This is a genomic window from Helicobacter pylori (assembly GCF_011175115.1).
GTDB classification, from domain to species: Bacteria; Campylobacterota; Campylobacteria; order Campylobacterales; family Helicobacteraceae; genus Helicobacter; species Helicobacter pylori_DF.
Genome location: NZ_SHOW01000001.1, coordinates 17,858 through 29,801, shown reverse-complemented (window position 1 = coordinate 29,801; position 11,944 = coordinate 17,858). Strand labels below are relative to the sequence as shown.

Below are 11,944 nucleotides of genomic sequence, written 5' to 3'. Positions count from 1 at the left end.
CGGGGGCGTTGCATCTAACCCACAATTAGCCCAAGCGTTAGAAAAAATGCAAGAACCCATTACTAACCCTTTAGAATTAGCAGAAAACTTAAAAAATTTAGAATTGCAATTCAATCAATCTCAAAACCGCATGCTTTATTCTTTATCTTCTCAAATCGCTCAAATTTCAAATTCCTTAAACGCGCTTGATCCTAACTCTTATTCTAAAAACATTTCAAGCATGTATGGGGTGAGTTTGAGCGTGGGGTATAAGCATTTCTTTACTAAGAAAAAAAATCAAGGGTTTCGCTATTATTTGTTCTATGACTATGGTTACACTAATTTTGGTTTTGTGGGTAATGGCTTTGATGGTTTAGGCAAAATGAATAACCATCTCTATGGGCTTGGGATAGACTATCTTTATAATTTCATTGATAATGCAAAAAAACATTCGAGCGTGGGTTTTTATGTAGGCTTTGCTTTAGCGGGGAGTTCGTGGGTAGGGAGTGGTTTGAGCATGTGGGTGAGCCAAACGGATTTTATCAACAATTATTTGACCAATTATCAAGCTAAAATGCACACGAGTTTTTTCCAAATCCCTTTGAATTTTGGGGTTCGTATGAATGTCAATAGGCACAATGGCTTTGAAATGGGCTTGAAAATCCCTTTAGCGGTCAATTCCTTTTATGAAACGCATGGCAAAGGGTTAAACACTTCCCTCTTTTTTAAACGCCTTGTGGTGTTCAATGTGAGTTACGTTTATAGTTTTTAGGGGGGTAGATGCCTTCAAACGCTCTTTTGATTGAAGAAATCGCTCATTTAATCAATGTTTCTCATAGCAGCGTGCATAATTGGATCAAAACCAATCTTTTAGAGAAACTAGAAATTGATCATAAAATTTATGTGAAAACGAGTTCTTTTTTAGATTTTTGCCGCAACCATTTAGGGAAAAACAAACTTAACAAATACGCTAACAAATCCTTAAAAGGCGCGCATAACCATCAAGAATTGATTTTAAAATACCTAAAAATATTAGAAAATAGCTCTGATTTAGAAAAGTTGGGTTCTCATTATGAAGAAGAACTTTCTAACACCACCAGAAATTTAGAAAGCATTTACTACACTCCTAATAGGATAGTAGAGCAACTTTTCACTCTCCCTAAAGATTTTGATGCCTCTCAAGCGATTTTTTGCGATCCGGCTGTGGGGAGCGGGAATTTTATCATGCATGCTTTAAAACTGGGTTTTAAGGTTGAAAATATCTATGGCTATGATACAGACGCTTTTGCTGTCGCTTTGACTAAAAAGCGTATTAAAGAGCGTTATCATTTAGATTGCCCTAATATTATGCAAAAAGATTTTTTAAATTTAAAACACACCCCGCAATTTGATTGCATTTTCACTAACCCGCCATGGGGTAAGAAATACAACCAAAACCAAAAAGAAACTTTCAAACAGAAATTCAACCTCTCTCAAAGCCTAGATAGTGCGTCGCTCTTTTTTGTAGCGAGTTTGAATTGCTTAAAAGAAAACGCTCATTTGGGGCTATTATTACCCGAAAGTTGTTTGAATATTGATGCGTTTAGCAAAATGCGAGAAATGGCTTTAAAGTTTCAAATTAGAAGCCTGATTGATTTTAACAAACCCTTTAAAAATTTAATGACTAAGGCTGTGGGTTTGGTGCTTAAAAAAACCCCTAACAAGGATCAAAAAATCTCATGCTTTTATCAAAATAGCAAGTTCAAACGCTCGCCTTTTTCTTTTTTAAACAACCCTAAAAAGGTTTTTAATATCCATTGCTCTAGCAAAGAAAATAAAATTTTAGACCACCTTTTTTCCATTCCCCATATCACTTTAAAAAATAACGCTCATTTTGCTTTAGGGATTGTTACAGGTAACAATAAAGAAAGATTACACTCCAAACAAGAAAAAAATACCATTCCTATTTTTAGAGGTTCAGATATTTTAAAAGACAGATTAAAAGCCCCTAGCCAATTCATTAACGCTGATTTAAAAGACTGCCAGCAAGTCGCTCCCTTAAGCCTTTATCAGGCTAGAGAAAAAATCGTGTATAAATTCATTTCTTCAAAACTGGTCTTTTTTTATGACAATGAGCAACGCCTTTTTTTAAATAGTGCGAACATGTTTGTTTTAAAAGAAAATTTCCCCATCAACGCTCATGCGTTAAAAGAACTATTAAACAGCGACTTAATGCAATTCATTTTTGAATCGCTTTTTAAAACGCATAAAATTTTAAGAAAAGATTTAGAATGTTTGCCCCTATTTGCGCAATTTATTAACAATAGTTTTGATGAAAAATTTTATTTAAAAAATTTAGGGATAGAAAAAAAATACCCTAAATATTTCACAATCAGGAAAAACCATGCATGTTGCTTGTCTTTTGGCTTTAGGGGATAACCTCATCACGCTTAGCCTTTTAAAAGAAATCGCTTTCAAACAGCAACAGCCCCTTAAAATCCTAGGCACTCGTTTGACTTTAAAAATCGCCAAGCTTTTAGAATGCGAAAAACATTTTGAAATCATTCCTATTTTTGAAAATGTCCCTGCTTTTTACGATCTTAAAAAACAAGGCGTTTTTTTAGCGATAAAGGATTTTTTATGGTTATTAAAAGCGCTTAAGAAGCACAAAATCAAACATTTGATTTTAGAAAAACAAGATTTTAGAAGCGCTTCTTTAGCCCCATTTGTTTCCATAACCACTCCAAATAAAGAAATTAAAAACGTTTATCAAAACCGCCAGGAGTTGTTTTCTCAAATTTATGGGCATGTTTTTGATCATTCTCCATATCCCATGGATTTAAAAAACCCCAAAAAGATTTTGATCAACCCTTTCACAAGATCCATAGACCGAAGTATCCCTTTAGAGCATTTAAAAATCGTTTTAAAACTCTTAAAACCCTTTTGTGTTACGCTTTTAGATTTTGAAGAACGATACGCTTTTTTAAAAGATGAAGTTATGCACTATCGCACTAAAACCAGTTTAGAAGAAGTTAAAAACCTGATTTTAGAAAGCGATTTGTATATAGGGGGGGATTCGTTTTTAATCCATTTGGCTTACTATTTAAAGAAAAATTATTTTATCTTTTTTTATAGGGATAATGACGATTTCATGCCGCCTAAGAATGAAAATTTTCTAAAAGCCCATAAAAGCCATTCTATAGAACAAGATTTAGCCAAAAAATTCCGCCATTTGGGGCTATTATAATATTGTGTTATACTTCTAATTTCAATTTTGCTTGTTAGGACATTTATGAAAAATATTAGAAATATCGCTGTAATCGCGCATGTTGATCATGGGAAAACCACTTTAGTAGATGGCTTACTTTCTCAATCTGGCACATTTAGTGAGAGGGAAAAAGTGGATGAAAGGGTGATGGATAGCAATGATTTAGAAAGAGAAAGAGGCATTACTATCCTGTCTAAAAACACCGCTATTTATTACAAAGACACTAAAATCAATATCATTGACACTCCCGGGCATGCTGATTTTGGGGGCGAAGTGGAGCGCGTTTTAAAAATGGTGGATGGGGTGTTGCTTTTAGTGGACGCTCAAGAAGGGGTCATGCCTCAAACTAAATTCGTGGTTAAAAAGGCTTTGAGTTTTGGGATTTGCCCTATTGTGGTGGTGAATAAAATTGATAAGCCTGCCGCTGAACCGGATAGAGTGGTGGATGAAGTTTTTGACTTGTTTGTAGCGATGGGGGCTAGCGATAAACAATTGGATTTCCCTGTCGTGTATGCCGCTGCTAGAGATGGCTATGCGATGAAAAGTTTAGACGATGAAAAGAAGAATTTAGAGCCTTTGTTTGAAACGATTTTAGAGCATGTGCCAAGCCCTAGCGGGAGCGTTGATGAGCCTTTGCAAATGCAAATTTTCACGCTTGATTATGACAATTATGTGGGTAAAATCGGTATCGCTAGAGTGTTTAACGGCTCGGTTAAAAAGAATGAAAGCGTGCTGTTGATGAAAAGCGATGGGAGTAAAGAAAATGGCCGTATCACTAAACTTATAGGTTTTTTAGGGCTGGCTAGGACTGAGATTGAAAACGCTTATGCGGGCGATATTGTAGCACTTGCTGGGTTTAACGCGATGGATGTGGGCGATAGCGTCGTTGATCCCACTAACCCCATGCCTTTAGATCCCATGCATTTAGAAGAGCCTACGATGAGCGTGTATTTTGCCGTCAATGATTCGCCCTTAGCCGGGTTAGAAGGAAAGCATGTTACTGCTAACAAATTGAAAGACAGGCTCTTAAAAGAAATGCAAACCAATATCGCTATGAAATGCGAAGAAATGGGCGAGGGCAAGTTTAAAGTGAGCGGGCGTGGGGAATTGCAAATCACTATTTTAGCTGAAAATTTGCGCCGTGAAGGGTTTGAATTTAGCATTTCACGCCCTGAAGTCATCATTAAAGAAGAAAATGGCGTTAAATGCGAGCCTTTTGAGCATTTAGTGATTGACACGCCCCAAGATTTTAGCGGGGCTATCATTGAGAGATTAGGCAAAAGAAAAGCCGAGATGAAAGCGATGAATCCCATGAGCGATGGCTATACAAGATTAGAATTTGAAATTCCTGCAAGAGGGCTTATCGGTTATAGGAGCGAGTTTTTAACCGACACTAAGGGCGAAGGCGTGATGAATCATAGCTTTTTGGAATTCCGCCCTTTCAGTGGGAGCGTGGAATCGCGCAAAAATGGGGCACTCATTAGCATGGAAAATGGCGAAGCGACCGCTTTTTCCCTTTTCAATATCCAAGAAAGAGGCACGCTTTTTATCAACCCCCAAACGAAGGTTTATGTGGGCATGGTCATTGGCGAGCACAGCCGGGATAATGATTTAGATGTCAATCCTATCAAATCCAAGCATTTAACCAACATGAGAGCGAGCGGGAGCGATGATGCGATCAAACTCACCCCGCCTAGGACTATGGTGTTAGAAAGGGCGTTAGAATGGATTGAAGAAGATGAGATTTTAGAAGTTACCCCCTTGAATTTAAGGATCAGAAAAAAGATTTTAGACCCTAACATGAGGAAAAGGGCGAAAAAATAAATAGAATTTTTTGGAATGCATGCCAATTTATTCAACCAAAACGCTAGTAAAAAAGATATTTTTTTGCACAATTTACGCTCTAATAATGGGCGTTACAAACGCTACATAAAAGCCCCTTTAAGATATGGTGGGGGCAAGTCTTTAGCTGTGGGGTTAATAGTGGAGTGTATACCTAATGGTGTGCGTAGGATTATTAGCCCTTTTATAGGTGGAGGGAGCGTAGAAATTGCATGCGCGACAGAATTGGGTTTAGAAGTGCTAGGCTTTGATATTTTTGATATTTTAGTGAATTTTTATCAAGCACTGCTCAAAGACAAACAAGCTCTTTATAGTAGCTTGCTCTCTTTAGAACCTACGCAAGAAACTTACAACACCATCAAGCAAGAGTTAAAAGCCCATTATAAAAAAGAATGCGTTTTAGACCCTTTAATTTTGGCTAGAGATTATTACTTTAACTTTAATTTAAGCTATGGGCCGGGATTTTTGGGGTGGATGAGTAAAATTTACACTGACAAACAACGCTATCTAAACGCTCTTTTAAAAATTAAAGATTTTAACGCCCCTAGTTTAAAGGTGGAATGCTCTAGTTTTGAAGAAGTGTTGCTCGCTTATCCTAATGATTTTTTCTATCTTGACCCCCCTTATGTGTTAGAAAATTCTAAAATGTTTAAGGGGATTTATCCTATGCGTAATTTTCCTATCCATCATAATGGTTTTAAACATGAAGTGTTAGCTCACATGCTAAAAAGGCATAAAGGGCCATTTATTTTAAGTTATAATGACTGCGAATTTGTAAGGAATGCTTATAAAGATTTTAAAATTTTAGAACCATCTTGGCAATACACTATGGGACAAGGCGAGATCAGAATGGGTAAAAATCGCTTAGGAAGAGGCGATAATAACCATGTCAAACAATCTCATGAGTTATTGATTATCAAGGAGTAAAAATGCATATTAGCGAAGTCAAAACTGCCTTTAAAATCGCTGATGTAGAATACGTGAAAGACAGCACAAAGTTAAATTTCAACTATCTTAAGGATTTAAAAGATGAAAACAATCAATCTTTATCTCAAAATATTTTGACTCAAAATGTGGCTAGAGTGTATTTAATTGTAGTGGATGGTGAGATTAAAAAAATTGGTGGCTCTCAAGCAGATGGTGGGATTAAAAGCACGCTCAATATTTATAAAGATGGGGGAGTTAAAGGGAGGCCTAGTATTAGAAGTTTTGGCGTGTGGTATTTTCTTTACCATACGATACTCACAGGGGCTAAAATAGAATTTTACATGATTTATCAGCCTAATTTTGAAACTCAAGTGAAAGGCTTGTTTGGTTTTCATGCAATCAAAGACGCAAGCATCAGTTATAAACTTTTAGAGCAAGCTTGTATGACGGATTATAGAAACAATAACAATGACGCATTACCCGAATGGAATGCGCAAGAGCAAGGCAAAGATTGGCCAAACGATATTAAAGATGAGCATGCCAATATCACTCAAAAAGCTCAAAACAGAGAAAAGGCCGTCCATAGAAAGGCGATTGACAAACCTAGCAAAACTTAAAAGATTGAATTGGTTTTAACCTAATTTCAAAAAGGGTTTTAAGTTTTACTCCATTTAAAAAGTGTGGGTTTAGATGAAAGGAAAAAATAAAACTTGTATAAAGTAGCCGATATTTTTTGTGGTGCTGGAGGGTTGAGTTATGGCTTTTCTGTGCATCCCCATTTTGAATTAATATGGGCTAACGATATAGACAAAGACGCTATTTTAAGCTATCAAGCTAACCATAAAGAGACACAAACCATTTTATGCGATATTGCGCAACTTCATTGTCACAACTTGCCACGCGTTCCAATTGACATTCTACTAGGCGGACCACCATGCCAGAGCTATTCTACCCTTGGCAAAAGAAAAATGGATGAAAAAGCGAATCTGTTTAAAGAATATTTGCGGCTTTTAGATTTAGTGAAACCAAAAATATTTGTTTTTGAAAATGTGGTGGGTTTGATGTCTATGCAAAAAGGGCAATTGTTCCAACAAATTTGTAACGCTTTTAAAGAGAGAGATTATATTTTAGAGCATGCCATTTTAAACGCCCTAGATTATGGTGTGCCTCAAATAAGAGAGCGAGTGATTTTAGTGGGCGCGCTTAAAAGTTTTAAACAAAAATTTTACTTCCCCAAACCCATAAAAACGCATTTTTCTCAACCAATTTATATTGATCCACCCTATCTTTTTTATTGCCTCCTGCTAAAAGTGATCCCATAAACTTCATTCCTGATTTGAAACAAGGGATCAGTAGGGGCTTCTACGCCTTTAGGGAGATCAGCTGGGAAATACACGTCTTTATTGCAACCCGTTCCTTCGTATTTTTCAACTTTCAAGGTTCCCACCAATAATTCCTTATGCTTGCCTTTCCAAAGTGCGGTCGTGTCGTTGGTGGCATCATTTTTATTCGCAAACACCAAATACATTTGGTATTCTATGGGTTTAGTTTTAAGGTGTTGTTGGAATGAAGAAAGCAGATAATTTGAATCTTTTTGCTTTAATTCTTGGGGGTTAAGATACTTGATGCCGTCTTTAGGCACAAATTTCCATCTCGCAGGCAATAATTTTTCTTTCTTATCTTTAAACTTGAATGCATGCACGCTATAATAAGGCGTGTTAGCCACGCTTGAGCTAATCCCTATCGTTTTGGTGTAAGCGGCAAAATTCTTATAAGAGGGGACTTCTTCATAAAGCTTTTTGATTCTTGCTTCATCCACCTTGCCATTTTTAGGGATTCTCATCTCAAAAAATTGAGCGAATTCGTTAGGGTTTTTGGCAAAATTGATTTCTGTATTGAGCATCACCATTGTCCAGCTAGCGTTTTGGTTTTCTAATTTTAACGCCATTCCCCTAACTTTGCTTTTATCGTCCATCGCCACGCCTCCTAAAGAATACCTTACAGACGCAGGGATTTCTTTTTCATTGAGTAATGGCACATCTAAATCCTTTTTTGCTTGCGGGTTAGGGAGGAACACGCCTTTAGCACAAAACCCCTTAGTGTGGTTGATTTTCATTTTAGGCTCTTTGGCGTTGAGTTTGTAGAAAATATCCGCAATCTCTTCAGCGCTCACTTCATGGGCTTTTAAAAAACCCAAGCTAAAAACCAAACACAAGCTCAAACCAATTTTTTTCATTCTTGATCCTTATTATTATTTTTGTATAAAACAATGCTTTTTATTGTATCAGTAAATTCCCTATTGAGCCTTAAAAAAGCCTTTTTTAAATATCTTATTAGGATATTAAAAGATTATCCTATCCATTTGCATGCGATGAGCGAGCTTTTAAGGATAAACTTGTGTTTTAAATTTTGTGATTTTTAAGAAAAATTAGCTTGATTTTAAACTAATTCTATATTCTTTTATGCTACAATTATTTCTACAGAGTAATTTATCTATTCTCAGGTAAAGTAAGGAAGAGGAATGAAATTAAAGAAACGAAAAGTTGTAGCTACATTGCTAAAGCGTTTTACCTTGCCACTATTGTTCACTACGGGTTCATTAGGGGCGGTTACTTATGAAGTGCATGGCGATTTTATCAACTTCGCCAAAGTGGGTTTTAACCATTCGCCTATTAACCCTGTTAAAGGTATCTATCCCACAGAAACTTTTGTTAACCTTACGGGTAAGCTAGAGGGGTCTGTGCATTTAGGTATGGGATGGACCGTGAATGTAGGCGGTGTTTTGGGCGGACAAGCTTACGATGGCACTAAATACGATAAATGGGCAAAGGATTTTACCCCCCCAAGCTATTGGGATAAAACTTCTTGCGGCACTGATTCTATGAGCCTTTGTATGAACGCCACTAAAATGTGGGAGCAATCAGGGCCAGGTGGTGTCATTAACCCTAGAGGTATTGGCTGGGAATATATGGGTGAGTGGAACGGCTTGTTCCCCAACTACTATCCGGCTAACGCTTACTTGCCTGGGGGTTCAAGGCGTTATCAAGTCTATAAAGCGAATCTCACCTATGATAGCAGTAGAGTCCATATGGTAATGGGGCGTTTTGATATTACCGAGCAGGAGCAAATGGATTGGATTTATCAATTGTTCCAAGGTTTCTATGGGACTTTCAAGCTCACGAATAAGATGAAATTTTTGCTCTTTAGCGGTTGGGGTCGTGGTATCGCTGATGGTCAGTGGTTGTTCCCCATTTATCGTGAAAAGCCTTGGGGGGTTCATAAAGCGGGTATTATTTATCGCCCTACAAAGAATTTATTGATCCACCCTTATGTGTATCTTATCCCGCAAGTAGAAACAGATCCCGGTATTAAAATAGAGTATGATACCAATCCGGGGTTTAGTGGTAGGGGCATTAGGAATAAAACGACTTTCTATGCGTTATACAGCTATCGTTGGAATAACGCTGAATACGGCCGTTACGCACCCGCTCGTTATAACACTTGGGATCCTTTCTTGGATAATGGTAAGTGGCGTGGCTTGCAAGGTCCTGGCGGTGCGACGCTTCTTTTGCGCCACCATATAGACATTAACAACTACTTTGTGGTTGGGGGTGCTTATCTCAACATCGGTAACCCTAACATGAACTTAGGTACTTGGGGTAACCCTGTAGCTTTGGATGGTATCGAACAATGGGTTGGCAGTATCTACAGCTTAGGGTTTGCGGGGATTGACAACATTACCGATGCTGACGCGTTCACCGAGTATGTTAAAGGTGGAGGCAAGCATGGTAAGTTTAGTTGGAGCGTTTATCAGCGCTTCACTACCGCTCCAAGGGCATTGGAATATGGTATTGGTATGTATCTAGACTATCAGTTCAGCAAACATGTTAAAGCGGGTCTCAAACTCGTGTGGTTAGAGTTCCAAATCCGTGCGGGTTACAACCCTGGAACTGGTTTCCTTGGGCCAAACGGTCAGCCGCTCAACTTGAATAATGGTTTGTTTGAATCTTCGGCGTTCGCGCAAGGCCCTCAAAACATGGGTGGTATCGCAAAAAGCATCACTCAAGACAGAAGCCATTTGATGACACACATCAGTTATAGTTTCTAAGGGAGTTCCCCTATTCTCTTAGATATGCCTTTTTTTGTATTTTTTTTAGTATCTTTGGGAGTTAGGGTTTTGGAAATTAAGAAATATTTTCTTTGCACTCTATTTTTTTTGCTTTTTTCTGGTCTTTTTTTATCCAAACTTCAAGCTTATAAATTTAACATGAGTATTGTTGGAAAGGTGAGCAGCTATACTAAGTTTGGCTTTAACAACCAAAGATACCAGCCTTCTAAAGACATTTATCCTACAGGTAGTTACACTTCTTTACTCGGCGAATTGAATTTGAGCATGGGGTTATACAAGGGCTTGAGGGCAGAAGTGGGGGCTATGATGGCAGCGCTCCCTTATGACTCTACCGCCTATCAAGGCAATAATATCCCTAATGGCCAGCCCGGCTCTAGGACGGATCCTTTTGGGGCGGGTATCTTTTGGCAATACATTGGCTGGTATGCAGGGCATAGCGGTTTAAACGTGCAAAAACCTCGTTTAGCCATGGTGCATAACGCTTTTTTGAGCTACAACTACAAAAAAGACAAATTCAGTTTTGGCGTGAAAGGGGGGCGCTATGATGCTGAAGAGTATGATTGGTTCACTTCTTACACTCAAGGGGTTGAAGGCTTTGTCAAATACAAAGACACCAGGTTAAGGGTGATGTATTCAGACGCTAGGGCTTCAGCATCAAGCGACTGGTTTTGGTATTTTGGGCGTTACTATACAAGCGGTAAGGCTCTAATGGTGGCTGATTTAAAATACGAAAAAGACAACCTAAAAATCAACCCTTATTTTTATGCGATCTTTCAAAGAATGTATGCGCCAGGCATTAATATCACTTACGACACCAACCCTAATTTTAACAATAAAGGTTTTCGTTTTGTAGGCACTTTCGTGGGGTTTTTCCCCATTTTTGCCACTCCGGCTAATCAAAATGATATTATCCTCTTCCAACAAGTGCCATTAGGCAAGAGCGGGCAAACTTATTTCTTCCGTACTCGTTTTTATTATAACAAGTGGCAATTTGGGGGCAGTGTCTATAAAAATATCGGTAATGCTAATGGTGATATAGGTATTTATGGCGACCCTCTAGGGTATAACATTTGGACGAATAGTATTTATGACGCAGAAATTAACAATATCGTTGGCGCTGATGTGATTAACGGGTTTTTGTATGTAGGCTCGCAGTATAGGGGGTTTAGTTGGAAAATTTTAGGCCGTTGGACGGATAGCCCAAGGGCTGATGAAAGGAGTCTCGCGCTCTTTTTGAGCTATTTTTCTAATAAATATAATATTAGAATGGATTTGAAACTAGAATATTATGGCAATATCACCAAAAAAGGCTATTGTATTGGGTATTGTGGCATGTATGTTCCAGTCGATCCTAATGGGCCTGGCACGCAACCTTTAACGCACAATGTGTATTCTGATAGGAGCCATATAATGTTTAACATTACTTATGGTTTTAGGATTTACTAGCATTTTATCCTTAATGGATATTTTTGATTAGCCTTTTTAAAATATTGAAAGGCTCTGCTCCAATCAAATATCAATACTCAAAAAGCCTTATTTAATTTTATTATTCAATATTTAATACACTAGAACAAAACACCACACCCCGTGCAGTTTTTAAACAAGCTAAACGAGTTTAAGAGCGATGTTTTTACCACGCCTAAAGCTAAAGAATACATTGATATAGCGAGCGGTTTTCATAAGCTTTTCAAAAACGACTCTAAGATCGCTTTAAGCCTAAAGCCCGCCACAACGAAAAATTTAAGCCAAGGTTTAGCGACCACTTTAAGCGGAGCGTTAAAGTATCAATGGACTAAATTCACGCTAGGGACTTTATACCG

Annotated in this window: 10 protein-coding genes; 9 read left to right on the top strand and 1 reads right to left on the bottom strand. The window is 37.8% G+C overall.

The features are described from left to right. The 7 genes from hopJ to EXS92_RS00110 all read left to right on the top strand — a co-directional run. On the top strand, positions 1 to 751 hold a 751-nt coding region (hopJ, locus tag EXS92_RS00140; protein ID WP_165515055.1), incomplete at its 5' end, for a Hop family outer membrane protein HopJ/HopK. 8 nt (positions 752 to 759) lie between these two features. After that, a complete protein-coding gene (locus EXS92_RS00135) occupies positions 760 to 2,397 on the top strand; it encodes a class I SAM-dependent methyltransferase (protein ID WP_165515053.1) in 1,638 nt (545 codons plus the stop codon). Next, positions 2,363 to 3,205: a glycosyltransferase family 9 protein gene (locus EXS92_RS00130; RefSeq protein ID WP_165515051.1), complete on the top strand. Its 843-nt coding sequence runs from the start codon at positions 2,363 to 2,365 to the stop codon at positions 3,203 to 3,205. Before EXS92_RS00135 ends, EXS92_RS00130 begins: the two co-directional genes overlap by 35 nt. Positions 3,206 to 3,250: 45 nt before the next feature. Next, complete coding sequence (gene typA, locus EXS92_RS00125) at positions 3,251 to 5,050, top strand: translational GTPase TypA (protein ID WP_000790243.1); 1,800 nt, start codon at positions 3,251 to 3,253, stop codon at positions 5,048 to 5,050. Positions 5,051 to 5,065: 15 nt separating this feature from the next. After that, on the top strand, positions 5,066 to 5,995 hold the full coding sequence (locus EXS92_RS00120) for a DNA adenine methylase (protein WP_165515049.1): 930 nt from the start codon (positions 5,066 to 5,068) through the stop codon (positions 5,993 to 5,995). Positions 5,996 to 5,997: 2 nt separating this feature from the next. Continuing rightward, positions 5,998 to 6,612, top strand: a complete 615-nt coding sequence (locus EXS92_RS00115) for a GIY-YIG nuclease family protein (protein ID WP_165515047.1) — start codon at positions 5,998 to 6,000, stop codon at positions 6,610 to 6,612. Between the two features lie 93 nt (positions 6,613 to 6,705). Further along, on the top strand, positions 6,706 to 7,317 hold the full coding sequence (locus EXS92_RS00110; protein WP_165515045.1) for a DNA cytosine methyltransferase: 612 nt from the start codon (positions 6,706 to 6,708) through the stop codon (positions 7,315 to 7,317). On the opposite strand, the gene EXS92_RS00105 is transcribed toward EXS92_RS00110, so the two are convergent. Next, on the bottom strand, positions 7,287 to 8,231 hold the full coding sequence (locus EXS92_RS00105; protein ID WP_165515042.1) for a catalase family peroxidase: 945 nt from the start codon (positions 8,229 to 8,231) through the stop codon (positions 7,287 to 7,289). The two genes, EXS92_RS00110 and EXS92_RS00105, sit on opposite strands and share 31 nt — an antisense overlap. Positions 8,232 to 8,516: 285 nt before the next feature. Between EXS92_RS00105 and hofC the strand changes: the two genes are divergently transcribed. Together hofC and hofD are read left to right on the top strand one after the other, a co-directional pair. Further along, a complete protein-coding gene (gene hofC / locus EXS92_RS00100) occupies positions 8,517 to 10,103 on the top strand; it encodes an outer membrane beta-barrel protein HofC (protein ID WP_165515040.1) in 1,587 nt (528 codons plus the stop codon). 24 nt (positions 10,104 to 10,127) lie between these two features. Further along, entirely contained in the window at positions 10,128 to 11,570 is a 1,443-nt protein-coding gene (hofD, locus tag EXS92_RS00095) for an outer membrane beta-barrel protein HofD (RefSeq protein ID WP_165515038.1), read from the top strand. Positions 11,571 to 11,944: the final 374 nt, after the last annotated feature.